The following is a 24896-nucleotide window of genomic DNA, read 5'->3' as shown; positions in this document are numbered from 1 at the left end:
CATGCAACAACACCCCTCCCCGTCCCCCGCCGATTCCCCGGCTCCCCCGGCCTCCCCCTCGATGCTGCGGCTCGCCACGGCCTCCCTGGTCGGCACCGCCATCGAGTTCTACGACTTCTTCGTCTACGGCACGGCCGCCGCCCTGGTGCTCGGCCCGCTCTTCTTCCCCTCCTTCTCTCCGCTCGCCGGGACCCTCGCCGCCTTCGGCACGTTCGGCGTCGGCTTCCTCGCCCGCCCGCTCGGCTCGGCCCTCTTCGGCCACATCGGCGACCGCTACGGGCGCCGCCCCGTGCTGCTCGGCTCGCTGCTCCTGACCGGCCTCGCCACGGTGGCCGTCGGCTGCGTGCCCACCTTCGCCTCCATCGGCATCGCCGCGCCGGTACTGCTGCTCCTGCTGCGCTTCCTCCAGGGGCTGGGCCTGGGCGGCGAATGGGGCGGGGCGGTCCTGATGACCGCGGAGCACGCCCCGGAGCGGCGGCGCGGGCTGTGGTCGAGCTTCCCTCAGATGGGCCCCGCGGCGGGCTTCCTGCTGGCCAACGGCCTGACGCTGGGGCTGTCCGGGGCGCTGAGCGAGGCCGAGTTCGCCGCCTGGGGCTGGCGGGTGCCGTTCTGGGCGGCCGGTCTGCTGGCGCTGGCCGGGCTGTGGCTGCGCCGGTCCGTCGAGGAGACCCCGGAGTTCCGCTCCCTCGCCGAGGCCGGCCGGCAGGCCGACGCCCCGCTCGCCGAGGTGGTGCGCGGCCACTGGCGGCTGCTCCTGCTGACCGGCGGGGCGATGGCGGTCGGGTACGCCGTCTTCTACACGGTCACCACCTGGTCCCTCGCGTACGCCACCGCCCGGCACGGGGTGGACCGCACCGTGATGCTGTCCATCGTGATGGCGGCGGTCCTGCTCAAGGGGCTGGTCACCCCTCCGCTGGCGGTGCTCGGCGACCGCTGGGGGCGGCGGCCGCTGTGCCTGGCCGGCAGCGCCGCCTGCGCGCTGTGGATGTTCCCCTTCGTCGCGCTGCTGGACACGGCGGATCCGCTGCTGATGACGGTGGGCTGCGCGGGCGCGCTGCTGGCGATGGTGCTGATGTTCGCCGTGGTCGGCGCCTACCTGCCGGAGCTGTACGCCCCGCGCCTGCGCTGCACGGGCGCGGCCGTCGGCTACAACCTGGGCGGTGTGCTGGGCGGTGCGCTGACCCCGGTCGTGGCGACGGCCCTGGCGGACGGCGCGGGCCCGCCGTGGGGCGTGGCGGTGTACCTGACGGGGGTCTCGCTGGTCAGCCTGGGCTGCTTCGCCCTGCTCCCGGAGACCCGGCCGGCCCTGGCGCGGGCGGCGCGGAGCGAGCCCGCGGTGGCATGAGGCGGGGGTGCCGCGAAAGGGGGAAGGGCCCGGGAGCCGCTGCTCCCGGGCCCTTCCCCGCACGGTCCGCCGGTCAGGCGTCGACGCTCTTCGTCTCCGCGGCGGCGGCCTCGGCCGCGGCCTGCTTCTTCGAGGCGATCAGGCTGGTGATGGTGGTGATGACCAGGACACCGCAGATGACGCCCAGGGAGACCGGGATGGAGATCTGCGGGACGTGCACCCCGGACTCGTGCAGGGCGTGCAGCACGAGCTTGACACCGATGAAGCCGAGGATCACCGACAGGCCGTAGCTGAGGTGGACCAGCTTCTTGAGCAGGCCGCCGATCAGGAAGTACAGCTGGCGCAGACCCATGAGGGCGAAGGCGTTGGCGGTGAAGACGATGTACGGGTCCTGGGTGAGGCCGAAGATCGCGGGGATCGAGTCCAGGGCGAAGAGCACGTCGGTGGTGCCGATGGCGAGCATGACGACCATCAGCGGGGTCAGGACGCGCTTGCCGTTGTTCTGGATGAAGAGCTTGGTGCCGTGGTAGCGGTCGGCGACGCCGAACTTCTTCTCGATCGACTTCAGGAGGCGGTTCTCCTCGAACTCCTCCTCGTCCTCGTCCTTGCGGGCTTCCTGGATGAGCTTCCAGGCGGTGTAGATCAGGAAGGCGCCGAAGATGTAGAAGACCCACGAGAACGTGGTGATGATCGCGGCGCCCGCCGCGATGAAGATCGCGCGCAGGACGAGGGCGATCAGTACGCCCACCAGCAGGACGCGCTGCTGGAGGTGGGAGGGTACGGAGAACTTCGCCATGATCAGGACGAAGACGAAGAGGTTGTCCACGCTCAGCGACTTCTCGGTGATGAAGCCGGCGAAGAACTCCTGGGAGGCCTGGCCGTTGCCGAAGAACAGCAGGCCGAGGCCGAAGAGGACGGCGAGGACGATCCAGACGACCGTCCAGATGCCCGCTTCCTTGATCGAAACGTCGTGCGGTTTGCGGCCGATGAGGAAATCGGCGCCGATGAGGATGCACAGACCGGCAACGGTCAGCACCCACAGGGTCAACGAAACGTCCACAGTATTCACGCCTCCGGCGGATGGCTCAGCACATGGTCAGCGTCATCGCTGCCGGAGGTCTCTTCCACCCGGCGGCCATCGGGCCGCGGGCCGGCGCCCCGGGACCCACTGCGTCAGGTCACCACAGTGGTCCGTATTGACGGGCACGCCGCGCAGGAAATAGCAGGAATACTCCCCTCCGCGGGTCCAAGGGTACCCGTGGAGGGGGCGAAAGGTAAAGGGCTCCCCAAGAAGGGGTCACCCGTCGGTCATGGAGGGGTCACGGGCGGGCCGTGCGCCGCGCCTCCCTCACCCGGTCCAGAGCCCGTTCGAGCACGCTGCTGCCTTGCGGGGGAAGGTCCGGCTCGAAGGTCCAGGCGTGCTGCACCCAGGGGTCGGCGAGGTGGCCGTCCGGCACCGGGGACAGCCGCATCAGCGAGCGCCACAGCGGGTCCAGCAGCGGCCCGTACGCGGAGGCCTCGTCCCGGTCCGCGACCATCAGCAGGTGCACCCCGACCGCCGGGCCCTCGTCGGCCAGGTAGCGCAGCTGGGTGACCGCCCGGTCGTCGAAGCCGTGCGGGAAGTCGTGCACGATCAGCAGCTGTTCGGCCCGGTCCACGTCCTCGGGCAGCTCCTCGGGGGCGCCGGCGCGCAGTGCCATCTGTACGAGGTCCACGCGCCGCGTCAGCTTCGCCAGGGTCCGCCCCACCCCCTCGGCACCCGCGGCGGGCGGCGCGGCGAGCACCCCGGCCCGCACCAGCGGGGCCAGGGAGGCGGCGCCCGCCCCGGCGGCGTCGATGACGTGGACGGAGAACCGGTCGGCGGGGTGCACGGCGAGCAGCCGCACGGCGTGCGCGACGGCCATGTCCATGGCGGCGCGGCGCAGCCGGTCGGTGTCCATGGCCATGGCGGCCTCGGAGCCGGTTCGGCCGTTGTCGATCCACAGGCCGCGCTCCAGCGGGACCCGCATCAGCATCGGGATCCGCAGGCCCGGCATCTCGGGCAGGCTCAGGTTGCCCAGGCGCAGCGCGAGCGGGGCCTCCTCTGGCACGCCGCCGCCGTGCCAGACGGGGTTGTCCCAGCGGGCGTACGCGGCCGGCAGCGCGGGCTCGACCACCTCGGACTCGGCGACCAGCTGGGCGAGGTCCCGGTCGAGGACGGCCCGGGCCTGCGCGACCAGGTCGTCCCGGCGGGCCCGCGCGGTCGCGCGGGCGGCGTCCCCGGCGCCGCCGATGCGGTGGCGCGGGTCGGACAGGGCCTCGTCCAGTTCGCGGTCCTGCCGCGAGTCGGCGAAGTCGACGGCGCTGCGGTAGGCGGCGACGGTACGGGCCAGGTCCTCGAACATGCCCCAGACCTGGTTGTAGAGCCGCTCGTCCATGGACCAGCCACTGGCGTCGCCGGCGACCGGGGCCGGGGGCCGGCCGGGCTCGGCGGCGGGCGCGGGCCCGGGGGCGGGCTCGGGGGCTTCGGTGCTGGTGCGACGGCGGCGCGGGTGGGCGTAGTCGATGGTGGGCGGGCCCGGCACCGCCGGGGTGTCCCCCGGGGCGGAGGGGGCGGGTCCGGGAGTGCCGGGGTAGGGCACGCCGGAGACCGGGACCGGATCCGGCGGTTCGGGGGCGGGGGCCGGAGCCGGGGCCGCCTGCCGGTCGGGGTTCGGGGCGCCCTGGGCCTGCGGGGGCAGGGAGGCGAGGGCGCGGTCGCCCCCGGCGGTCCCCGCGGGCCCGCGCAGGGCTTCCGCGGCCAGCTCGGCGGCCTGCGGCGCGGGCAGGCCGCCGTCGGCGAGCAGGGCGCCGAGGCCCTCGGCGTACCCCTGGCCGACGGCCCGGACCTTCCAGGCGCCCTGGCGCCGGTAGAGCTCCAGGGCCACGACGGCGGTCTCGGCGTCCAGCCCGGTGAGGGTGAAGCCGGCGAACTCGGGCCCGTCCGCCGGGGCCACCGCCGCGTGCGGGGCGGGCACGGAGCCGAAGCTCAGCGGCCCGCCGGGCGGCAGCACGAGGAGCAGGCCGATCCGGTGGACCTCCGCGGCGACGGCTGCGAGGTCCACGGCCAGCGTGTGCCGGTCGGCGGCCTCCTGCGGCAGCCGGAGCCAGCCGGGGGCCGGGGTGCCCGGGCGGGCCAGCGCGCCGGGGCCCGCGAGGCGGCCCTCCTCGTCGGCCAGGGACGCCAGGGCGAGCACGGGTGTGCCCGCCGAGACCCTGACCTCGACCCTGTCGTGGGGCACGGGGTGGTTCTGCCCCCGGACCAGTTCGGCCGTCATCGTGCAGCCCCTCCCCCGTGCCTTCTTCTCTTGTCGGTACTGCTCTTACAGGTGCGGCAGGATCGCCGGCATCAGGTCCTGGAAGGTCCGGCCGTTGGCCGGGTTGCCGAGGGCCGTCATCTGCCAGCCGCTGCCGGACCGGGACACCTTCGCCATGATCTGCGCGGTGTACTGGCCGCCGCCGTCGAGGGTGTAGCGGGCCAGCTCCTGGCCGTTGGTCTCGTCGACGATGCGGCAGAACGCGTTCTGCACTTCCTGGAAGGTCTGGCCGGTGAACGAGTTCACCGTGAAGACGATCGTGTCGATGTGGACCGGGACCCGCTGGAGGTCCACGAGGATGGCCTCGTCGTCCCCGCCCTGGCCCACGCCGCCGACCAGGTTGTCGCCGGTGTGGCGGACCGAGCCGTCGTCGCTCTGCAGGTGGCGGAAGAACACCACGTCGACCGGCTGCTTGTCGGCGAAGAGCACCGCCGACGCGTCGAGGTCGATCTCCCGCGTCCGCGAGCCGAACAGCCCGCGGCGCTTGGCCGCCTGCCAGCCGAGGCCCATCCGGACCGCGGTCAGCGTGCCGCCGTCCTGCTTCTGCAGACTGATCGCCTGACCCTTGGTCATGTTGACCGTCACGCGCGTTCCCCTCTCCATAGCCCGCCCCTAAAGGCCCGCAGCGTGCACCTGCGGCGTTTCCACACCCTACTGACAGCCCCCGGGTCAGGCGAGGCCCGCTTCCCTCATCTGACGGAGCTCCTTCTTCAGCTCTCCCACCTCGTCCCTGATCCGTGCGGCCACCTCGAACTGGAGCTCGGCGGCCGCTCCCCGCATCCGCTCGGTCATCTGCTCGATGAGCGCGGCGAGTTCGGCGGCGGGCCGGTCGGTCGGCGCGGCGGCCGCCGCACCCTTGGCCGCCTTGCCGCCCTTCCCCTTGGCCGGGGCCGCGGCCTTGCCGCCGAGCGCGGGGACCGGCGCCTTGGCGCCCTTGCCCTCCTTGGCCTGCCGGTAGCCGGTGCCGAGGAGCTCCTCGGTGTCCAGCTCCTCACGGGCGATGGTGGCGACGATGTCGTTGATCTTCTTGCGCAGCGGCTGCGGGTCGATCCCGTTGGCCGTGTTGTAGGCGATCTGCTTCTCGCGGCGCCGGTTGGTCTCCTCGATGGCCTTCTCCATCGCCGGGGTCATCTTGTCCGCGTACATGTGGACCTGGCCGGAGACGTTGCGGGCGGCGCGGCCGATGGTCTGGATGAGGGAGGTCCCCGAGCGCAGGAAGCCCTCCTTGTCGGCGTCGAGGATCGCCACGAGCGACACCTCGGGCAGGTCGAGGCCCTCGCGCAGCAGGTTGATGCCGACCAGGACGTCGTACTCGCCGGCCCGCAGCTCGCGCAGCAGCTCGATGCGGCGCAGCGTGTCGACGTCGCTGTGCAGGTAGCGGACCTGGATGCCCAGCTCCAGGAAGTAGTCGGTGAGGTCCTCGGCCATCTTCTTGGTGAGGGTGGTGACCAGGACCCGCTCGTCCTTCTCCACGCGGTCGCGGATCTCGTGCACGAGGTCGTCGATCTGGCCCTCGGTGGGCTTGACCACGACCTCGGGGTCGACGAGGCCGGTGGGGCGGATGATCTGCTCGACGAAGCCGTCGCCGCGGGAGAGCTCGTACTTGCCGGGGGTGGCGGACAGGTAGACGGTCTGGCCGATCCGCTCCTGGAACTCCTCCCACTTCAGCGGGCGGTTGTCGAGCGCGGACGGCAGCCGGAAGCCGTGGTCGACCAGGGTCCGCTTGCGCGAGGCGTCGCCCTCGTACATGGCGCCGATCTGCGGCACGGTCACGTGCGACTCGTCGATGACGAGGAGGAAGTCCTCGGGGAAGTAGTCGATGAGGGTGTTGGGCGCCGAGCCCCGCTCGCGGTCGTCCATGTGCAGCGAGTAGTTCTCGATGCCGGAGCAGGAGCCGATCTGGCGCATCATCTCCAGGTCGTAGGTGGTGCGCATGCGCAGCCGCTGGGCCTCCAGCATCTTGCCCTGCTTCTCCAGCTCCGCGAGCCGCTCGGCGAGCTCGGCCTCGATGCCGGCGATCGCCTTCTCCATGCGCTCGGGGCCGGCGACGTAGTGGCTGGCGGGGAAGACGTAGAGCTCGCGGTCCTCGCTGATGACCTCGCCGGTCAGCGGGTGCAGGGTGGACAGGGCCTCGATCTCGTCGCCGAACATCTCGATGCGGACGGCCAGTTCCTCGTAGACCGGGAAGATCTCGATGGTGTCGCCGCGTACCCGGAAGGTGCCGCGGGTGAAGGCCAGGTCGTTGCGCGTGTACTGGATGTCGACGAAGCGGCGCAGCAGCTGGTCCCGGTCGATCTCCTCGCCCACCTTGAGGGGGACCATCCGGTCCACGTACTCCTGCGGGGTGCCGAGGCCGTAGATGCAGGACACGGAGGCGACGACGATCACGTCGCGCCGGGTCAGCAGCGAGTTGGTCGCGGAGTGGCGCAGCCGCTCCACCTCCTCGTTGATCGAGGAGTCCTTCTCGATGTAGGTGTCGGACTGCGGTACGTAGGCCTCGGGCTGGTAGTAGTCGTAGTACGAGACGAAGTACTCGACGGCGTTGTTCGGCAGGAGCTCGCGGAACTCGTTGGCCAGCTGGGCGGCCAACGTCTTGTTCGGCGCCATCACCAGCGTGGGGCGCTGGAGCTTCTCGATCATCCACGCCGTGGTGGCGGACTTGCCCGTGCCGGTCGCGCCGAGCAGTACGACGTCCTTCTCACCTGCGCGGATGCGCTTCTCCAGCTCGGCGATGGCCGCCGGCTGGTCACCGCTGGGCTGGTACGGGCTGACGACCTCAAAGGGTGCCACCGTGCGTTCGATCTTCGATACGGGCCGCATGGGTCCACCGTACGACCCCGCACTGACACTCACGCCCTTCCACGGGCCCGCGGGGCCCCGCCACAGGTCCGGCGGGCGGAGCGGATCTCCTCCTTTCCGGTCTGTTTGTCGTAGTTCGGTGGCGTCCCGGTGATCTTCGCGCCGATGATCGCCGTGAACGCTCCGCCGTGAAGTGCACCGCCGCAACGGCTCCCGCTCCGCACCCGTCTGACGCAGGACCAGGGCTCACGACCCGAGGAGAGACCACATGTACGTCCGACCCGCCACCGCGGCAGCCGCCGCGATCCTGGGTTTCGCCCTCACCGTGCTGGGCGGGACGGCCGCCCCGGCCGCCACCGGCCCCGGTTCCCCCGACGGCACGAGCGGGGTCCTGGGCCCCGTCGTGTACGCCCACCGGGGGGCTTCCGCGTACGCCCCGGAGAACACCCTGGAGGCGATCGACCTGGCCCGGCGGCTGGGCTTCGACTGGGTGGAGAACGACGTCCAGCGGACCAAGGACGGCGAGCTGGTGGTCGTCCACGACGACACCCTCGCCCGCACCACCGACGTGGAGCAGGTCTTCCCCGGCCGGGCACCCTGGAGGGTCAGGGACTTCACGGCGGCGGAGATCGCCCGGCTGGACGCGGGCAGCTGGTTCTCGCCGCGCTTCGCGGGCGCCCGGGTGCCGACGCTGCGCGAGTACATGGAGCGGGTCCAGGAGAACCGGCAGAAGCTGCTGCTGGAGATCAAGAAGCCGGAGCTGTACCCCGGGATCGAGGAGGAGACGCTGGACCTCCTGGACCGGCTGGGCTGGCTCGACGCGGACCACGTCGCGCGCCGCCTGGTGGTGCAGAGCTTCAGCGCCGACTCCGTACGGATCGTGCACGGCCTGCGCCCCGACCTGGTGACGGCCTTCCTGGGCACACCGGCCGTGGCCGACCTGCCCCGCTACGCGGAGTTCACGGACCGGATCAACCCGTGGCACACGACGATCTCGGCGGACTGGGTGAGCGCGGTGCACGGCCTGCTGGGGGCCCACGGCAAGGCCATGGAGGTGGACACCTGGATCGTGGACGACGCCGCCACCGCCCGCAAGGTCCGGGACATGGGCGTGGACGGGATCATCACGAACGCGCCGGACGTGGTGCAGGGCGCCGTGATCGGCTTCTGAGGCGGGAGCGCCCTCCCGGGGCCGGAAGCCGTCCTCGCTGTCGGTGGCGGGCCGTACCGTGGAGGCGTGGACAGCACCGAGCGGCCCCGCGGGCCGCACCTCGAATGGACCGTCGTCCCCAGTGACATCGGGCCCCTGCTCCTGGCCGCGACCCCCGAGGGTCTGGTCCGGGTCGAGTTCCACGCGCGCCCGGACCGGGCCGGCCGGATGATCGGCTCGCTGGTCTCCCGGCTCGGCGCCGACGCGTGGCGGCCGGACCCGGGCGCAGAGGTGCTGCTCGCCGAGCCGATACGCCAGCTGGGGGCGTACTTCGCCGGTTCGCTGCGGCGCTTCGAGCTGCCGCTGGACTGGCGGCTCAGCTCCGGTTTCAACAAGCAGGTGCTGCTGGAGCTCGACCGAACGGTCCCGTACGGGTCGGTCGTCGGGTACGGGGAGCTGGCCGCGCGCGTCGGGCAGCCGGGGGCGGCCCAGGCCGTGGGGAACGCCATGGGCTCGAACCCGCTGCCCGTGGTCGTCGCCTGCCACCGCGTGGTGGAGAACGACGGTGGGATCGGGGGTTTCGGCGGCGGGGTGGAGACCAAGCGGATCCTGCTCGCGCTGGAGGGCGTGCTCCCGCAGCCCCTCTTCTGAGCTGGGGATTCCGTCACGGCGGTGACAGCGGGTGGCCGCGGGACCCCGGGCGGCGATACCCGGTTCCCCCGTGCGGCCGACGGTGGGAAACTGCCGCCGTGACCACTCCTGCCGCACCAGGCCCCGTCCCGTCCGGTCCCGCCGAACCCCCGCGACGGGGGTGTCCGGCGTGAGCACCTCCCACGAAGCCGCCCCCGGCACGGGCGCCGGCGCGGCCGCGCCGGTGGACGCCGCCGACCTGCCACGGCTCCAGCGGCGGACGTCCGCGGTGCTGATGGCCAGCCAGATCCTGGGCGGCCTGGGCGTGCCGATCAGCATCGCCCTGGCCCCCGTACTGGCCACCGAGATCAGCGGCACCGAGGCCCTGTCCGGCTTCGCCTCCACCGCCGCCGTGATCGGCACCGCCCTGGTCTCGCTGCCGCTCGCCGCCCTGATGACCGCACGCGGCCGCAGGCCGGGCCTGGTGGTGGCGTACGCGATCGGCACGGTCGGCGCGGCCCTGGTCGTCCTGGCCGCCTCGGTCAAGAGCTTCCCCCTGCTGATGCTCGGCATGGCCGCCTTCGGCGCGGCCTCCTCCGCCAACCTCCAGGCCCGCTTCGCCGCCGCCGACCTCGCCGCGCCCGACCGGCGGGCCCGCGCGATCTCGCTCGTCGTCTGGTCCTCCACCCTGGGCGCGGTGCTCGGGCCCAACCTCTCCGCCCCCGCCAGCGACAGCTTCGCCGGCACCTCCATACCCCAGACGGCGGGACCCTTCGTATGGGCCGGCGCCGTCTTCGTCCTCACCGGCACGCTGATCGCCGTGTTCCTGCGGCCCGACCCGCTGCTGACCGCCCGCGCCCTCGCCGGGGCCGGCGACCAGTCCCGTCAGGCCGGCTCGCTGCGCGCGGGCATGGCGGCCGTCAAGGCCTCGCCGCGGGCCAGGCTCGCGCTGCTCACCGTCGCCGTGTCACACACCGCCATGGTCTCGATCATGGTGATGACCCCGATGGACCTCAGCCACCACGGCGCCGGCCTGCGCCTCGTCGGCCTGGTGATCAGCGGCCACATCGCGGGCATGTTCGCCTTCTCACCCGTCATGGGCTGGCTCGCCGACCGCCTCGGCCGGCTGTCCGTGATCGGGCTCGCGGCCGGGCTGCTCTCCGTCGCCGCCCTGCTCGCCGGCACGGCCCACGGGAACCACGCCCAGAGCGCGGCGGGCCTCTTCCTGCTCGGGCTCGGCTGGTCCGCCGGCATGGTCTCCGGCTCGGCGCTGCTGACCGACTCGGTGCCCCAGGCCGCACGGGCCGCCGTACAGGGCCTGGGCGATCTGACGATGAACACCGCCGCCGGTGTCGGCGGGGCCGCCGCCGGGCTGGTCATGTCCCAGGCCGGCTACGGCTGGCTCAACGCGATCGGGGCCGCGCTGCTGCTGCCGATGGCGGCCCTCGCCCTGTTCACCGCCCGCCGCCATCCGGAGCGGGCGGAGCCGGGGGGCCTCAGCAGTTGATGTGGTAGGCCTTGCGCAGCGTCTCGTGGACCGTCCAGGTGGTCCGGTCGCCCTCGCGCAGCACACAGGCCGAGCCGGGGCCCACCTCGAACGTCGCGCCGCCCTCGACCTCGATGGTGGCGCGGCCGCTGACCACCACGAACAGTTCGTCGGCCTCGGTGTCGGTGACCACGCCCGGGGTGATCTGCCAGATCCCCCGGATCTGCGAACCGTCCGCCGACTCCCACAGCACCTTGCCGGTCACGACGGGGGTGCCGGAGACGATCTGCGCGGGATCGAGCTCGTCGGCTTCCAGCTCGCTGTCGGGGACGTCCGCGACGGACACGGCGAAGGAGGCGGGGGCGGTGTGATCACTGGTGCTCATGGGGCGTCAGCCTAGGGCCGCCGCCCCTGCCCGGGGGGTCACCAGAGCGTCCAGCGCGGGCGCGTCCGACGCGTCATTCCGTCGAGCGGGTCCGACGCGTCATTCCGTCGAGCGCGTCCGCATCACCGGCCGGCGCGCGCCGAGAACGGGCTGGTGGAAGCCGGTGTCCGCGGCGGGGTGCCAGACGGGCTCTCCGAAGCCCGCCCGCCGCACGTACCGCGCCGTCTCCTCCTCGGGCAGCGCCCAGTACGTGGCGGTCGACGTCGTCGTGCTCCAGGTACCGCCGGACGGCAGCAGCTGGAACAGCTCCACGTCGTAGCGCTCGCCGTCGGCGTGCCAGTGCCACAGCTGGAAGGTGACGGTCCGCCCGTCCGGGCCGGTCCGCACGTACGGGGCCTGGCTCTCGGGGCGGGTCCGGCGCAGCTCGCCGTACGGGCGGGTGGAGAGCAGCAGCAGCCCGCCGGGGCGCAGCACCCGGCGGCTTTCGGCCAGTGCGGCGCCCACGTCCTCGGCGGTCAGCAGGTGCGGGAGGGCGTTGTCGGCGCACACGACGGCGTCGAACGAGGCGTCGGGGAAGGGCAGCGCGCGCATGTCGGCGGCCGCGACCGGCAGCGCCAGACCGCGGGCGGCCGCCTCGCGCGCGGCGCGGGCGGCGGCGAGGGGGCTGAGGTCCGTGCCGGTGACCCGGTGGCCCAGGCCCGCCAGGCCCAGTGCCTGGGTCCCGATGCCGCAGGCGCTGTCGAGCACCTTGTGCGGCCCGGGGCCGAGCGAGGCGTTGAGCAGGGCGTCCAGGGCACGGCCCTGGCGGCCGATGCTCGCGTCCCAGTCCGCGTACATGAGGTCGTAGCGCGGGGCGAGTTCGTCGTAGAAGCTCCGGGTGTCCATCGGGGCACGCTACTCGGACAGGTTCGCGCCGGAGCGCGGGGGGCGTGTTTGGGGGCGTGAATCCCGTGCCAGGGATGGGGACATGCCACAGCACAGAGCAACAGCACCCTTGTCCGGTGGACCGGTCCTGTCGGAAGAGGTGCGCGAGGCGCTCGCCGCGCGCCGGCCCATCGTCGCCCTGGAGTCGACGATCATCGCGCACGGCCTGCCGCGCCCCCGCAATCTGGAGGTGGGTCTGGAACTGGAGGAACTGGTCCGGGCGGAGGGCGCGGTCCCGGCGACCGTCGCCGTGGTGGACGGGGTCCCCCGGGCGGGCCTGGACAAGGCCGCGCTGGAGCGGATCGCCACCGGCGAGGACGTCCGCAAGCTGGGCCACCGGGACCTCGCGCCCGCCCTCGCGGCGGGGGCGACCGGGGCGACGACGGTGTCGGCGACGGCCTTCCTGGCCGCACGGGCGGGGCTGCGGGTGTTCGCCACGGGCGGGCTGGGCGGCGTGCACCGGGAGTGGACGCTCTCCCAGGACGAGTCGGCGGACCTGTCGCTGCTCGCCCGGACCCGGATCACGGTCGTGTGCGCGGGGGTGAAGTCGATCCTGGACGTGCCGGCCACGCTCCAGCGCCTGGAAACGCTCGGGGTCGGCGTCCTCGGCTACCGGACGAAGCGGTTCCCCGGCTTCTACCTGGCCGACTCGGGAGAGCCGGTCGACTGGACGGTGGAGCGGCCGGAGGAGGTGGCGGCGGTGATGGCCGCTCAGGACGCCGTCGGTGGACCGGAGTCGGCGCTGCTGGTCGCCAACCCGGTGGCGGAGGCGGAGCAGCTGGATCCGGCGCTGCACGACCGGGTCCTGTCCCAGGCCCTGGCCGAGTGCCGGGAACGGGGCGTCACGGGGCAGGCGGTGACGCCGTTCCTGCTGGACTTCCTGGTGCGCGCGACGGGCGGCGCCTCGCTGGAGGCGAACCTGGCGGCGGTACGCGGCAACGTGCGGCTCGGCGCGCGGATCGCGCGGGCCTGGGCGGCCCGCGCATGACGGCGGTGCCGGCGGCCGGGGCCGGGGCGGGGGCGTTGTTGGTGGTCGGCGACGTGGTGACGGACGTGGTGGCGGTGCACCGCGAGCCGCTGGCCCCGGCCACCGACACCGCCGCCCGCATCCGCACCCTCCCCGGCGGGGCCGGAGCCAACGCCGCCTGCTGGGCGGCCCGTACGGGCACCGCCGAGGTGCGCCTGCTCGCCCGGGTGGGCTCGGAGTCGGCCCGCTGGCACGAGCGGGCGCTGGTCGACGCGGGGGTGCGGCCGCGGCTGGTGGTGGACCCGGCGGAGCCGACCGGGACGGTGGTGGCACTGGTCGGCGAGGACGCGGAGCGCACCTTCCTGACCGACAGCGGGGCCTCGCTGCGGCTGTGCCCCGCCGACTGGGTGCCCGCGCTGCTGGACGGCGCCGGGCACCTGCACCTGTCGGGGTACCTGTTCTTCTCGGAGTGCAGCCGGGAGCTGGCCCTGGTCGCGCTGCGGGCCGCCCGGACGCGCGGGGTGCCCGTCAGCGTCGACCCGGCCTCGGCTGGGTTCCTGGCCGAACTGGGCCCCGAACGCTTCCTGTCCGCCGTGGCGGGGGTCGGCGTGCTCCTGCCGAACGAGGACGAGGCCCGGCTGCTGGCGGGCGCGCGGGAGCCGGCCCGGGCGGCGGAGGAGCTCAGCCGGCGGGTGCCGCTGGTGGTGGTCACCCGGGGCGCGGGCGGGGCGCTCGTCGCCGAGGGCGGCCGGATCACCGCCGAGGTCGAGGCGGAGCCGGCCGAGGCGGTGGACACCACGGGGGCCGGGGACGCCTTCGCGGGCGGCTTCCTGGCGGCCCGCCTCGCGGGGGCGACCCCCGCGGACTCCGCCCGCGCCGGCTGCCGGGCGGCTGCCGCCGCGGTGACCCGCCTGGGGGGGCGGCCCCCTTCTTGACGCGCCGCACCCCTTCTTGACGCGCCGTTCGCGCGGTGCGGCGCCGGGGCGCCTCACCGGCTTCGCGCCGCTGCGCGGGGCCGGTCCCCTACCCTCCCCCAGACTCCGTCCGGGGGGACCCCCACTTCCACCGTTCCCAGGGGCTCCGCCCCTGACCCCGGTACCGGACGCTCCGCGCCCGGTGCGCTCAAACGCCGCGCGGGCTGGATTTGCCGCGCAGCGGCAACTTCCAGCCCCGCCGGCGTTTGAGGCGCGGGGTCTGGGGCGGAGCTCCAGGGAACGGGCGAAGTGGGGGTCCCCCCGGACGGAGTCTGGGGGAGGGTAGGGGAGACGGCCCCGCGCAGCGGTGGCTCCGCCCTGCCTCACCGGCCCCGCGCGGCAGCGCACGGGGCTAGCCCGGCGGGAGGCCGGTCCAGGCGGGGTGGCGGGGGTCGTCGGCGCGGACCAGGACATCGGCCGACGAGGCCGGATCCGTGTCCCGCGCGTAGCGGGCGAACGCCGGCAGGGTCCACCGCTCGGCCTCCGGCGTCCGCCGCCCCAGCGCCCCCGCGGAGAGGCTGACGTGCACGCTCAGGTCGAACGGGAACCAGTGCCCCAGCAGCAGCGGCCCGTGCACGATCACCACCCCGCCCGGCGGGAGTTCGGTGTACGGGCTGCGCGTGGCCCGGTCGGTGACCGGATCCCACAGGTCGGGCAGCACCCGACCGCTGCCGCCGGGGTCCGTCGGGCCGAACACCTCGCGCCACAGCGCGCCCGTGTCGTACCAGCCCGAGAGGTACGCGTCCACGTCCTCGCGCCCGTACTCGAACCGCAGCGAGGCGGGCCTCAGGAACCCCCCGGCCGCCACGACGAGCACCGCCCGCCCGCGCGAGCCCCGCAGCGCCCCGGCCAGTTCCTCCGCTAGGACCCCGGTGTCGGCCGCCGGCGCGCCGTCGATGCCCACCCGCTGCCAGGTGCCGTCCTCCGCCCGCGCGTCGAGGTGGCCGGCGAGCCGCTCGGCCATCCGCTGCCAGGTGATCGACTCCAGCTTCACGGACCCATTGTCAGTGGTGCGCCCTAACGTCTTTCACGAGGGATCACCGGTGGAAAGGAGCCGGCGGCCCTGCTCTTTGGGGAGGGGTCTGTCATGGCTCGGGAGACGACGTATCTGGAGCTGTCGCAGGAGGACGGCGCGGCGCACAAGTTCTACGAGGTGACCCTGGACGGCACCGTCGTCTCGGTGCGCTACGGCCGCATCGGCGCGGCCGGCCAGTTGCAGAGCTCCTCGTTCCCGACGGCCGAGAAGGCCCGCGCGGCCGCCGCCAAGAAGGTCGGCGAGAAGGTCCGCAAGGGGTACGCGCCGGCGGTGCGGGGGGCCCGCGCGGCCCGTTCGGTGACGCGCCGGCAGGTGGCCTCGGCGCCGTCGACGGCCCGTGCGGTGGCGCCGGTGCTGTGGCGGTTCCGCACCGGCTCCTCGGCCTTCGGCATCCACGTGGACGAGGACCGCTGCTGGGTGGGCAACCAGGCGGGGGACGTCTACACGGTGAGCCACGGCGGCGAGGTGCTGGCCCGCTACTCCCTGCCGGACGGGGTGAAGTGCCTGGTGGCGGACGAGTTCTGGATATACGCGGGCTGCGACGACGGCACGGTGTACGACCTGTCCTCGAAGGTGCCGTTCGGGGCGTACGGGATCGCCGCGGACGTGGACATCTACTGGCTCGACATCCACGAGGGCGTGCTGAACGTCTCCGACGCGGGCGGCGGCCTGACGGTCATCGACCACGAGGACGAGCACCAGTGGTCGCGGAAGTCCTCCGGTACGGGCGCCTGGATGGTCCGGGCGGACGAGCGGGCCGTCTACCACGGGCACAGTGCCGGTGTGACGGCCTACGCGGCCGACGGCACGGGGCAGTTGTGGCACACCGCGACGCCCGGCGGGGTGCTGTTCGGCTGGCAGGAGGAGCACGCGGTGTACGCGGGCACGGTGCGCAACACCGTGCAGCGCCTGTCGAAGGCGACGGGGCGGGTCGAGGCCTCGTACCCGTGCGACTCGGCGGTGTACTCCTGCGCGACCTCCCCGGACGGGCGGCACGTGTTCGCCGGCGACTCCTCCTCCTCGGTGTACTGCTTCGACGCGGACGGGCGCCGGCTGTGGAAGCTGGGTACCGGCGGGGGTTCCGCCCTGTCGATGCAGTACCTGGACGAGCGCCTGTACCTGGTGACCACGGACGGGTCGCTGGTGTGCGTGGACGCGAGCGAGGCGGCGATCGCCGCGGCCCAGCAGGGTTCCGTGCCGACGGCGGTGGACGTGAAGTCGGCGGCCGCGCTGCCGGTGTTCACCCCGGCGGCTTCCGCCTCGGCGGTGGCGACGGTCTCCGTGGCCTCGGTCCCGGCCGGCGGTGTGGTGGTGGAATGCGTCCAGCAGGGCGGGCGGATGCGGGTGCAGGTGGTCTCGCAGGGCTTCGATCACGGCTGGAACGTGCAGTTCCCGCGGGGGATCCGGGAGGTGGGGGCCCGGTACGTGGTGGACGGCCTGCACGCGGCGAGCGGGGGCTTCTACCGGGTGCGCGGGGAGATACGCCGGCTGGTCTGAGCCACGGGGCACCCTCTAGGCGCAGCGGCAGGGCTCGGCGCCCCGCGGGGCGGGGGCGGGGACCGACCAGGGGTCGTCCTCGGTGAGGGAGCAGGTGATCTGGAGGACGACGGGCCGGGTCCCGAGGTTGCGGCCGAGGTGTACGTTGCCGGCGCCGGCCGGTTCGACGAAGGTGGCCCCGGCCGGGTGGACCTCCACGGTGCCGTCGGCCAGGAAGCGGGTCAGGGTCCCGGACTTGACCACCGCCATCAGGGGGACGTGGTGGTAGTGCCATCCCGTGCAGCCGCCGGGGGCTATGACGACCTCCCGGCCCGTGAGGCCCGAGGGCGCCGTCCGCCTCGCCGCTCCCGCGGTTGTGGGGCGCCGTACCGTCGCCTGTCGTCCACCCATGTGCTCCTCCTTGCCAGGGGCTCACGGTAGACAGACCTCATGACATCCAGTCGGATTTTATGAAAGACCAACAACCCTTGCGCAGCAGGTGATATAGGGGCCGGCGGGCGGTATCACAACGGCATGAGTCTCGTCGTCTTCGAGTCACAGAAGCCGATCCACTGCGCCACGTGCAGGCGGGGGCCGTTGCGGCACCTCGTCCGCGAATCCGGGGTGCCCCGCTGCCTCTACTGCGCCGACCTGGGCCATCTCGTCTACCTGCCGCGCGGTGACGCGGCGCTCACCCGCCGGGCCCGGGAAGGCAGTTCCCTGCACGCCGTCGTGGTGCGCCGGCACCGGGGCCGCCGGCGCTACGAGCGCCAGGGGCTGCTGGTCGAGGACGCCGCGCTGGCCCGCGCCGAGCGCGCATGCCTCGCCGACGCCGATGCCCGGGCCCGCCGCCGCGAGCGGGACCGGCTGCGCCGCGCGGCCGAGGACGTCCGGTTCACCGCGGCCTTCGCGGCCGAGATACTGCGGCTGTTCCCCGGCTGCCCGGCCGAGCGCGCCCGGGCGATGGCCGCCCACGCCTCGGTGCGCGGCAGCGGCCGGGTCGGGCGCACCGCCGCCGGGCGGGCGCTCGACGAACAGGCGGTGTCGTTCGCGGTGCGGGCCGCGGTGCGGCACACCGACACCGAGTACGACGCCCTGCTGATGGCGGGCGTGCCCCGGTTCGCGGCCCGGGCCCGGCTGGCGGCGCGGATCGACGCGATCCTCGACGGCTGGCGCGCGGGGGCCGTCAGCTGAGGCGGAAGCGGCGGTAGAGCAGCGCCCCGCCGAGCAGCAGCGCGCCGCTGCCGGGCACCAGGTAGCCGAGCCCGTCGGAGCCGGTGCGGGCCAGGGCCGAGGGGTCGCGCGGCGGCGCCGGCGGGGCGGGCGGGGTCACCGGCCGCTGGGAGACCGGCGGCTGCACGGCGGGCGGCTGCGCCGGCTTGCCGCCGGTCGGGGGCTCGCCGTTCACGGAGGTGTTCCCGTGGGAGCCGTTGCCGACGCCGATGACGTTCACCGAGTTGCCGCTGACGTTCAGCGGGAGGTCCACGGGAAGCTGGACGCCGTTGCCGGACAGCAGCCCCGGGGAATCCTTTCCGCGTCCCTCGGCGCTCGCCCCTCCCCCATGGCCGCCGGACCCCGGTTTCGACGGATGGGAGGGCCCGGGGTCGGGATTGCCCCGGCCCGCCGAGGTGTTGGTACAGCTGTTGCCGGCGGCGGAGTTGAGGACGCCGACCACGCTCACGGTGTTCCCGCACACGTTCACCGGGGTGTGCACCGGCAGCTGCACCAGGTTCCCGGACAGCAGCCCCGGGGAGCGCTCGGTCTGCCCGCCCGCTTCGGCGTCGGCGTACGCGAAGCCGCCCACCCCCGCGACCGCCAGTCCGCCACCCGCGACCATCGCCGCGATCAAGCCATTCCGACGACTGTGACGCATCAGATTTCCTGCCTTCCGGAGGGATTCAGGGGCATCGCGCCCGCACCGGAAACAACGCGGTAAACCCGTTCGGGTTATAGAGCCGGTAGGCATTTCACTCCATCGTGTACTGGGTAGTCCCTACTTCATGACTGAACGACCGCTCCTGCTGCTCGACGTGGACGGCCCGCTCAACCCGTTCCGGGCCCTCTTCGCAGGGCTTCGCGGCTACACGAGCCACCGGATGCGCCCCGACGTCTGGCTCTCCTACCGCGACCCGGAGTCCCGCAAGGCCCGGCGCGGTGTCCGGGTGCGCCTCCACCCCTCCCACGGCGCCCGGCTGCAGGCCCTGCCCTTCGAACTGGCCTGGGCCACGGCCTGGACGCACCAGGCCAACACCCTGATCTCCCCGCACATCGGGCTCCCCGCCGACCTGCCCGTGGTGGAGTGGCCGAAGCTCTTCGCCGAGGACCCCGACGGCCTGTTCTGGAAGACCCGACCGCTGCTGGACTGGGCGGCCGGGCGGCCCTTCGCCTGGGTCGACGACATGATCACCCCGCAGGACCGGGCCTGGGTCTCCGCCCACCACCCGGCGCCGAGCCTCCTGCTGCGCATCCACCCCCGCCACGGCCTGCGCGACCGGGACTTCGCGGCCCTGTCCTCCTGGGCGGACGAGGTCAGCGCAGCAGGGCGGTGACCGGATCCGGGGACGGGGTCGCGGTGGGCCACCAGTCGTCGGCGTCCGGGCGGGACTCGTAGGCGTACCAGAGGCCCTCGCGGCTCAGGCGCAGCTGGCGGGTGCGGGCGGTGAGCCGGTTGCGCTCGGGGCGGAAGGAGCCCTGGCCGGCGGCGAGCAGCGCGGGCCGGGCCCGGTCGAAGGGCCCGGCCGGGGGGTCCCAGGGCTCGTCGAGCACCGTGAGCCCGGGCAGGCCCCCCTGCCGCCAGGCCGCGGCGGCGCGGGCGAGGTCCGTGGTGCTGCGGCCGGTGGCGCGTGCCAGGTCCCGGTACAGGGTGCGGGCGGTTCCGGTGAGTCCCGAGGTCGGGTGTGCCGAGGCCAGCCGGACGGCGTCCTGCCAGAGGGTCAGCCCGCCGACGGGGTCCTCGGCCGTGGCGAGCAGGGCCAGCGCGCGGGCGGCCGCGTCCCCGGCGAGCTGCTCCAGCGCCAGCGGGTCGGGCGCGGCCGGATCGGCGGGGTAGGCGGGCGGCGGGCCCGCGACGGCGGGTGCGGTGAGCGGGGCCGGCAGCAGGGGCAGGCGGGTCCGGGCGAGCGCGGCCCGGGCCGGGACGCCGGGGAAGTCCGGCGCGGCGTCGGGCTGTTCGCGCGCCGCGTGGGCGGCGCTGCGCCGGCCCAGCTCGTCGAGGAGCTCGCGCTCACCGCGGCCGCGCAGGAGCAGCAGGACGAAGGGGTCGGTGTCCAGCAGCCGGGCCGCCCGGTAGCAGAGGGCCGCGGAGTGCTTGCAGGGCGGCAGGGCGCTGTCCGGGCAGGAACAGCGCGCGGCGAGCTCGCCCGCGCCGGGCAGCACGGTCTCCGCGAGGGATTGCGGGACCTCCCGCTCCAGCAGCGCGGCGAGGGCCGTGGGGTCTGCGGCCAGCGCCTCCAGCAGCGCCGACCACTCGGCGTCCGCGAAGGCGGGCAGGGTCAGCTCGGTGCGGTAGGGGCGGGCGCGGCTGCCGCGGACGTAGGCCACGATCCGGCCGGGCGTGACCGTGACCGCGTCGACGTGGCCTTCGGCGGCGTACGCGTGCCCGCGCCGGAGCCGGGCCGCGTCCTGCGCGCGCTCCTCCAGCGCGGCCACCCAGGCCCGGCCCCACCAGGTCGCGGCCTCGACCCCGGCGGGCACGGTCTCGAAGGTGCGGCGGCGGTCGTCCCGCGCGGTGATCACGAGGGCCTCCGCAGGGAGACGAGGTCGGCCAGCTCGCGGTCCGTCAGCTCGGTCAGGGCGGCCTCGCCGGAGCCGAGCACGGCATCGGCCAGCGCCCGCTTGGCCTCCAGCAGTTCGGCGATGCGGTCCTCGACGGTGCCCTCGGCGATGATCCGGTGGACCTGCACGGGCTGGGTCTGGCCGATGCGGTAGGCGCGGTCGGTGGCCTGCTCCTCGACGGCCGGGTTCCACCAGCGGTCGTAGTGGATCACGTGTCCGGCACGGGTGAGGTTGAGGCCCGTCCCCGCGGCCTTGAGCGACAGCAGGAAGACGGGGACCTCACCGGACTGGAAGCGGTCGACGAGCTCCTCGCGGCGCGGCACGGGGGTGCCGCCGTGCAGGAGCTGCGAGGGGATGCCACGGGCGGCGAGGTGCCGCTCCAGGATCCGGGCCATGGTCACGTACTGGGTGAAGACCAGGACCGAGCCGTCCTCGGCCAGGATGGTGTCCAGCAGCTCGTCCAGCAGGGCGAGTTTGCCCGAGCGGTGCGCGAGGCGGGGCGCCGCCCCGGTCAGGCCCTGCTCCTTCAGGCCCTGCTCCTTCAGGCCGTGCTCCTTCGAGCCGTACTCCTTCAAGAACTGGGCGGGGTGGTTGCAGATCTGCTTGAGCGAGGCCAGCAGCTTCATGATCATGCCGCGCCGCTCGATGCCCTCGCTGCCCTCGATCACGGCCATCGCCTCGTCCACCGCCGCCTGGTAGAGGGAGACCTGCTCGCGGGTCAGGGACACCGGATGGTCCGTCTCCGTCTTCGGGGGCAGCTCGGGGGCGATGCCGGGGTCGGACTTCTTGCGGCGCAGCAGGAACGGCCGGACGAGCGCGGCCAGCCGGGCCACCGCCGCCTCGTTGCCCCCGTCCTCCTCCTGCTGGTGCTCGACCGGGCGGGCGTGCCGGGCCCGGAAGGTGGTGAGCGGGCCCAGCAGTCCCGGTGTCGTCCAGTCGAGGAGCGCCCACAGCTCGGAGAGGTTGTTCTCGACGGGGGTGCCGGTGAGGGCCACCCGGGCCGGGGACGGGATGGTGCGCAGCGCCTTCGCCGTCGCCGAGTGCGGGTTCTTGACGTGCTGGGCCTCGTCCGCGACGACCAGGCCCCAGCTCTGCTCGGCCAGCCGGGCGGCCGCCGCGCGCATGGTGCCGTACGTGGTGAGGACGAAGCCCCCGGCCAGTCCGTCGAGGCTGCGGCCGGCGCCGTGGAAGCGGCGTACGGGGGTGCCGGGGGCGAACTTCTCGATCTCCCGCTGCCAGTTGCCCAGCAGCGAAGCCGGGCAGACCACGAGGGTGGGCTCGGGGCGGTCCCGGTGCAGGTGCAGGGCGATCAGGGTGACCGTCTTGCCGAGGCCCATGTCGTCGGCGAGGCAGCCGCCCAGCCCGAGGGAGGTCATCAGGTCCAGCCAGGCCAGCCCGCGCAGCTGGTAGTCCCGCAGGGTGGCCTTCAGGGCGGCGGGCGGCGCGACCGGGGGCAGTTCCCCGGTGAGCCGGTCCCGCAGGGCGGCGAGCGCGCCCACGGGAACCACCGGCACGGCCTCCCCGCCGACCTCGGCCTCGCCCGTGAGCACGGTGGCCAGCGCGTCGACCGGGTCCAGCAGGCCCAGCTCCCGCTTGCGCGCCCTGCGGACGAGCTCGGGGTCGACGCGCACCCACTGGTCACGCAGCCGCACCACGGGCCGGTGGGCCTGCGCGAGCGCGTCCATCTCCCCCGGGGTGAGCCGGTCCCCGCCGAGGGCCAGCTCCCAGGAGAAGGCGAACAGGGCGGCCGCGTCGAAGAAGGCCGTGCCGTCGGTCGCGGAACCGGGCGCGGCGGGCCGTACGACGGCGGTCGCCGAGAGCGTACGGGCCAGCTCGCGCGGCCAGTGGACCAGTACTCCGGCCGCCGCCAGCCGGGTCGCGGCGGTGCCCAGCAGGTCCTCCAGCTCCGGGTCCGACAGCGGCAGGGCGTCCGGCACCGGCTGGTCGAGCAGGCGCAGCAGCGGCGGCCAGACCCTGGCAGCCCGGCGCAGCGCGAGCACGGCGTCGATCCGGGCGCGCGGGCCGAATCCGGCGGCCGCCGCCCCGGCCCACAGCAGCCCCGCGTCGGTGACCAGGGTCGGATCGGCCAGGCTGTGCACCTGGACCACGGCCGCCCCGGCGCGGCGGACGTCCTCCGGCTCGGCCTCGTCGAACAGGCGGAAGGAGGACAGGTCGAGCCGGAGCGAGACGCCCACCCCGGCGTCGGCGCCGGCCGCGACCTGCGCCGCCCACTCCCGTATCCCCGGCACCCGCTGCGGCTCCCGGGCCGCGAACGGCCGCCCGGAGGCGTGGGGCGCGGCGGGCGTGCGCGGCAGCACGTCGGCGACGGCGTCGAGGAAGGCCCGGACCAGGGCTTCGGGCTCGGGCAGGGCCGTCGGGCGGCGTCCGGCGAGCGGGGTGGCATACCCCTCGTACGGCAGGGCGGCCGCGACGGCGCGCAGGTACCCGACGTCCTCGGCGTCCAGCGGCCCGGCACGCCAGGCGTCGACCCCCTCGGCGGTCAGCCCCGGCAGCAGCCGGCCCCGCGCGGCGAGGGACAGGGCCTGCGTGGCGGCGGTGCCCCAGGCGCGGGTGGCGGGATGCGCGGCGGGGCTGCGGGCGGCCCGCACGAGCACGGGCAGGGCGGCGGCCACCGACAGCGCCACCGCGGGCACCGTGCGCGTGCGGACGCCGTCCCCGTGCGGCCGGACCACCTTCAGCGGCTGCGGGGTCCCCCGCTCGGGCAGCGGGTCCCCCTCGGGGCACCAGAACGCCACCCGTCCCTCCCGGGGCACGGCGGCGGGGAGGAACACGGCGGCGCGGCGCAGCAACGACGGCTGCGGCTGCTGCGCGGTCACGGGGTCCCCCTCCCTCCTGCTCGGCTCCGCCCGGTCATGGCGGATCCACTGCCGCCGAGTCTAGGCGGGCCCACTGACAACCGGCGCTGACCTGCGGATACGCCGGGCCGCCGGGGGGCGTGGTCAGCGTGACCAGCGGCCGAGTTCGCCCGCGAAGCCGTACTCGGGCCGGCCCGTCGCGGCACTGGTCCGCCAGGGGACGCCGTCGTCGTCCAGGCGGAGGGTGCCGGACCCGCCGGGCCCGCTCCAGCGCAGTTCGAGGTACCAGTCGCAGTCGCAGCCCGTGGCGGCCGCCGTCACCCGGAGCACGGCCGGATCGGTCTCCGAGACGCGCAGCGGGAAGGCCGGCGCGGGGAGCCTGGTCCCGGAGTCGTTGCCCGCGACGGGCCGGGCCAGCGGCCGCGGCGCGTCCAGGTTCACTGCGAACCCGGCCGGGGTGAGGCCGCCGCCGCAGCCGGGGGACATCTGGTAGACGTTCCAGGCCGGCGGGGTCCGGCGCCCGGTGACGCGCACCTCCATCCCCTGGAGCACCACGGCCCGGTCCCCGGTGCCGTGCAGGGTGACCTCGACGGTCTGGGTCCCGGCGTGCACGGCCCGCTGCGCCCGCGCCCAGGCGGGGGCGTCCGCCTCCACGGGCGGCGCGGGGACGGACTCCGGGGCCCGCTCGGAGAGGTAGGCGTGGTCGCAGCCGGCGGCCCACACGTGGGACCGGACCGCCGCCTTGAGCCCGGCCGGGGGCACGGGAGAAGGTGCGGCCGTACCGGTGCCCTGGCTTCCCGAGGGGGTCGGGGCGGCGGTCGGGGTCTCCCACGGCCCCGCGCTCACCGAGCCGGTGGGGCCGCCGGGGGTGGCTGCCGGCGCCGGGGCGGCGGCCGAACGGCCGGCGGGCGCCGACCCGACGGGCGCCACGGGCCCCGCCTGCGGAGTCCGCTGCCCGGGCCCGGCCGCCGCGAGCGCGGCGGCGGCCACGCCGGCCACCACCACCCCGACGGCCCCCACCCCCACCGCCCGCCGCCGGTACCAAGCCCCACGCCACACCGGTGCCACAGCCCCGGCCCCGTCGCGGGCCCCCGGCCCGGACCCGGACCCGGCCACCGTCCCCGGCCCCGCCGGAACCCCGGCCGGGGCCCCGCCCCCGGAACCGGATCCCGCCCCGGACCGTGCCGCGTCACCGACCCCGGCCGTCCCGGCACCGGCACCGGCCCCCGCCTCGGCACCGTCCCGGTCCACGGTTCCCCCTCCCGCCCCGGCGACCGCCGCCCCGGCCCCCTCACCGGACCGCGCCGCGCTCCCGGCCTCGGCGCCAGGCCCGGCGGCGCCCGCCTCCGCCACGGCCGCCGCAGCGGTTCCCGGGCCGACCGCCGGCTCGGCAACGGTCCCCGCCGGGCCCCGGCCCGGGGCCCGGCGGCGGGCGTCCGCCAGGAGCCAGGCGCGGTGCAGGGCCACCGCCTCCTCCCGTGCCGCCCCGCAGGCCCTGGCGAAGCGGTCCAGCACGGCGAACTCCGCCGGCACCGCCTCCCCCGCGCAGTACCGGTGCAGCGTCGACGTACTCGTGTGCAGCCGCTTCGCGAGCACCCCGTAACTCAGTCCGGCGCGCTCCTTCAGCTCCCGCATCAGACGCGCGAATTCCTCGGTCTCCGGCTCGGCCACGCCGCTCCCCCGTCCCGTGACTCCGTTCCACCCCGGGGGTGTTCCCCCAGGTGACAGTGCATCCAGCCGTTCCAGTGTCCCGGTTCCGCGGCGAACCGCGCTCCAACGCCCCGGAGCGGGGCAGGCTG

Annotated in this window: 21 protein-coding genes; 9 read left to right on the top strand and 12 right to left on the bottom strand. The window is 74.8% G+C overall.

Annotated features, from left to right (window positions below; translation table 11 throughout):
* Window position 1 precedes the first annotated feature (1 nt).
* On the top strand, window positions 2-1345 hold the full coding sequence (locus tag OG553_RS25625) for an MFS transporter (protein WP_405981234.1): 1344 nt from the start codon (window positions 2-4) through the stop codon (window positions 1343-1345).
* 73 nt (window positions 1346-1418) lie between these two features.
* On the opposite strand, the gene OG553_RS25620 is transcribed toward OG553_RS25625, so the two are convergent.
* The 4 genes from OG553_RS25620 to uvrB form a co-directional block, all read right to left on the bottom strand.
* Window positions 1419-2405 carry a TerC/Alx family metal homeostasis membrane protein gene (locus OG553_RS25620; protein WP_405981233.1) on the bottom strand — a complete coding sequence of 329 codons (987 nt, stop codon included), beginning with the start codon at window positions 2403-2405 and terminating at the stop codon, window positions 1419-1421.
* 259 nt (window positions 2406-2664) lie between these two features.
* Complete coding sequence (locus OG553_RS25615; protein ID WP_405981232.1) at window positions 2665-4641, bottom strand: TerD family protein; 1977 nt, start codon at window positions 4639-4641, stop codon at window positions 2665-2667.
* Window positions 4642-4686: 45 nt separating this feature from the next.
* Window positions 4687-5265, bottom strand: a complete 579-nt coding sequence (locus OG553_RS25610; protein WP_285346779.1) for a TerD family protein — start codon at window positions 5263-5265, stop codon at window positions 4687-4689.
* Window positions 5266-5349: 84 nt separating this feature from the next.
* Entirely contained in the window at window positions 5350-7500 is a 2151-nt protein-coding gene (gene uvrB / locus OG553_RS25605) for an excinuclease ABC subunit UvrB (protein WP_405981231.1), read from the bottom strand.
* Between the two features lie 247 nt (window positions 7501-7747).
* Here uvrB and OG553_RS25600 point away from each other — a divergent pair, with 247 nt between their 5' ends.
* From OG553_RS25600 to OG553_RS25590, 3 genes are all read left to right on the top strand, one after another.
* Window positions 7748-8650: a glycerophosphodiester phosphodiesterase gene (locus tag OG553_RS25600; RefSeq protein WP_405981230.1), complete on the top strand. Its 903-nt coding sequence runs from the start codon at window positions 7748-7750 to the stop codon at window positions 8648-8650.
* A gap of 66 nt (window positions 8651-8716) precedes the next feature.
* Complete coding sequence (locus tag OG553_RS25595) at window positions 8717-9280, top strand: methylated-DNA--[protein]-cysteine S-methyltransferase (RefSeq protein WP_405981229.1); 564 nt, start codon at window positions 8717-8719, stop codon at window positions 9278-9280.
* A gap of 274 nt (window positions 9281-9554) precedes the next feature.
* Window positions 9555-10766, top strand: a complete 1212-nt coding sequence (locus OG553_RS25590; RefSeq protein WP_405983131.1) for an MFS transporter — start codon at window positions 9555-9557, stop codon at window positions 10764-10766.
* On the opposite strand, the gene OG553_RS25585 is transcribed toward OG553_RS25590, so the two are convergent.
* Entirely contained in the window at window positions 10756-11130 is a 375-nt protein-coding gene (locus OG553_RS25585) for a cupin domain-containing protein (RefSeq protein WP_405981228.1), read from the bottom strand. The two genes, OG553_RS25590 and OG553_RS25585, sit on opposite strands and share 11 nt — an antisense overlap.
* Before the next feature lie 99 nt (window positions 11131-11229).
* Window positions 11230-12015: a class I SAM-dependent methyltransferase gene (locus tag OG553_RS25580; RefSeq protein WP_405981227.1), complete on the bottom strand. Its 786-nt coding sequence runs from the start codon at window positions 12013-12015 to the stop codon at window positions 11230-11232.
* An 82-nt stretch (window positions 12016-12097) separates the two neighbouring features.
* Here OG553_RS25580 and OG553_RS25575 point away from each other — a divergent pair, with 82 nt between their 5' ends.
* A complete protein-coding gene (locus tag OG553_RS25575; protein ID WP_405981226.1) occupies window positions 12098-13042 on the top strand; it encodes a pseudouridine-5'-phosphate glycosidase in 945 nt (314 codons plus the stop codon).
* Complete coding sequence (locus OG553_RS25570) at window positions 13039-13956, top strand: carbohydrate kinase family protein (RefSeq protein ID WP_405981225.1); 918 nt, start codon at window positions 13039-13041, stop codon at window positions 13954-13956. Before OG553_RS25575 ends, OG553_RS25570 begins: the two co-directional genes overlap by 4 nt.
* A 391-nt stretch (window positions 13957-14347) precedes the next feature.
* Here the strand turns inward: OG553_RS25570 and OG553_RS25565 are convergent, their stop codons facing one another.
* A complete protein-coding gene (locus OG553_RS25565; RefSeq protein ID WP_405981224.1) occupies window positions 14348-14989 on the bottom strand; it encodes a uridine kinase in 642 nt (213 codons plus the stop codon).
* 93 nt (window positions 14990-15082) lie between these two features.
* Here OG553_RS25565 and OG553_RS25560 point away from each other — a divergent pair, with 93 nt between their 5' ends.
* Entirely contained in the window at window positions 15083-16528 is a 1446-nt protein-coding gene (locus tag OG553_RS25560) for a WGR domain-containing protein (protein ID WP_405981223.1), read from the top strand.
* Between the two features lie 15 nt (window positions 16529-16543).
* Here OG553_RS25560 and OG553_RS25555 read toward each other — a convergent pair whose 3' ends face one another.
* Window positions 16544-16918: a cupin domain-containing protein gene (locus OG553_RS25555; RefSeq protein ID WP_405981222.1), complete on the bottom strand. Its 375-nt coding sequence runs from the start codon at window positions 16916-16918 to the stop codon at window positions 16544-16546.
* Between the two features lie 123 nt (window positions 16919-17041).
* Here OG553_RS25555 and OG553_RS25550 point away from each other — a divergent pair, with 123 nt between their 5' ends.
* On the top strand, window positions 17042-17701 hold the full coding sequence (locus tag OG553_RS25550) for a DUF2293 domain-containing protein (RefSeq protein WP_405981221.1): 660 nt from the start codon (window positions 17042-17044) through the stop codon (window positions 17699-17701).
* Here the strand turns inward: OG553_RS25550 and OG553_RS25545 are convergent.
* On the bottom strand, window positions 17694-18380 hold the full coding sequence (locus tag OG553_RS25545; protein ID WP_405981220.1) for a chaplin: 687 nt from the start codon (window positions 18378-18380) through the stop codon (window positions 17694-17696). The two genes, OG553_RS25550 and OG553_RS25545, sit on opposite strands and share 8 nt — an antisense overlap.
* Window positions 18381-18507: 127 nt before the next feature.
* Here OG553_RS25545 and OG553_RS25540 point away from each other — a divergent pair, with 127 nt between their 5' ends.
* Window positions 18508-19056 (top strand): hypothetical protein, encoded by a 549-nt coding sequence (locus OG553_RS25540; RefSeq protein WP_405981219.1) that lies wholly within the window; start codon window positions 18508-18510, stop codon window positions 19054-19056.
* Here OG553_RS25540 and OG553_RS25535 read toward each other — a convergent pair.
* The 3 genes from OG553_RS25535 to OG553_RS25525 all read right to left on the bottom strand — a co-directional run bounded on the left by OG553_RS25535 (window position 19037) and on the right by OG553_RS25525 (window position 24768).
* The gene (locus OG553_RS25535) at window positions 19037-20242 is read right to left on the bottom strand and encodes a hypothetical protein (protein WP_405981218.1); all 1206 of its coding nucleotides are present in this window, start codon (window positions 20240-20242) and stop codon (window positions 19037-19039) included. The genes OG553_RS25540 and OG553_RS25535 overlap by 20 nt on opposite strands.
* The gene (locus tag OG553_RS25530; protein ID WP_405981217.1) at window positions 20239-23118 is read right to left on the bottom strand and encodes an SNF2-related protein; all 2880 of its coding nucleotides are present in this window, start codon (window positions 23116-23118) and stop codon (window positions 20239-20241) included. The genes OG553_RS25535 and OG553_RS25530 overlap by 4 nt, the downstream gene beginning before the upstream one ends.
* Before the next feature lie 123 nt (window positions 23119-23241).
* The gene (locus OG553_RS25525; protein ID WP_405981216.1) at window positions 23242-24768 is read right to left on the bottom strand and encodes a helix-turn-helix domain-containing protein; all 1527 of its coding nucleotides are present in this window, start codon (window positions 24766-24768) and stop codon (window positions 23242-23244) included.
* Window positions 24769-24896: the final 128 nt, after the last annotated feature.

The sequence above is a fragment of the Streptomyces sp. NBC_00158 genome (assembly GCF_045160885.1).
Lineage (GTDB): Bacteria > Actinomycetota > Actinomycetes > Streptomycetales > Streptomycetaceae > Streptomyces.
Note: the sequence above shows the minus strand (reverse complement) of the source record. Positions and strands in the feature narration are given on the sequence as shown.

Coding starts and splice junctions, on each gene's coding strand:
- OG553_RS25550 (WP_405981221.1), top strand. CDS start 17,042: ATGAGTCTCGTCGTCTTCGAGTCACAGAAGCCGATCCACTGCGCCACG.
- OG553_RS25590 (WP_405983131.1), top strand. CDS start 9,555: ATGGCCAGCCAGATCCTGGGCGGCCTGGGCGTGCCGATCAGCATCGCC.
- OG553_RS25560 (WP_405981223.1), top strand. CDS start 15,083: ATGGCTCGGGAGACGACGTATCTGGAGCTGTCGCAGGAGGACGGCGCG.
- OG553_RS25555 (WP_405981222.1), bottom strand. CDS start 16,918: ATGGGTGGACGACAGGCGACGGTACGGCGCCCCACAACCGCGGGAGCG.
- OG553_RS25575 (WP_405981226.1), top strand. CDS start 12,098: ATGCCACAGCACAGAGCAACAGCACCCTTGTCCGGTGGACCGGTCCTG.
- OG553_RS25540 (WP_405981219.1), top strand. CDS start 18,508: ATGACTGAACGACCGCTCCTGCTGCTCGACGTGGACGGCCCGCTCAAC.
- OG553_RS25570 (WP_405981225.1), top strand. CDS start 13,039: ATGACGGCGGTGCCGGCGGCCGGGGCCGGGGCGGGGGCGTTGTTGGTG.
- OG553_RS25585 (WP_405981228.1), bottom strand. CDS start 11,130: ATGAGCACCAGTGATCACACCGCCCCCGCCTCCTTCGCCGTGTCCGTC.
- OG553_RS25545 (WP_405981220.1), bottom strand. CDS start 18,380: ATGCGTCACAGTCGTCGGAATGGCTTGATCGCGGCGATGGTCGCGGGT.
- OG553_RS25615 (WP_405981232.1), bottom strand. CDS start 4,641: ATGACGGCCGAACTGGTCCGGGGGCAGAACCACCCCGTGCCCCACGAC.
- OG553_RS25600 (WP_405981230.1), top strand. CDS start 7,748: ATGTACGTCCGACCCGCCACCGCGGCAGCCGCCGCGATCCTGGGTTTC.
- uvrB (WP_405981231.1), bottom strand. CDS start 7,500: ATGCGGCCCGTATCGAAGATCGAACGCACGGTGGCACCCTTTGAGGTC.
- OG553_RS25625 (WP_405981234.1), top strand. CDS start 2: ATGCAACAACACCCCTCCCCGTCCCCCGCCGATTCCCCGGCTCCCCCG.
- OG553_RS25580 (WP_405981227.1), bottom strand. CDS start 12,015: ATGGACACCCGGAGCTTCTACGACGAACTCGCCCCGCGCTACGACCTC.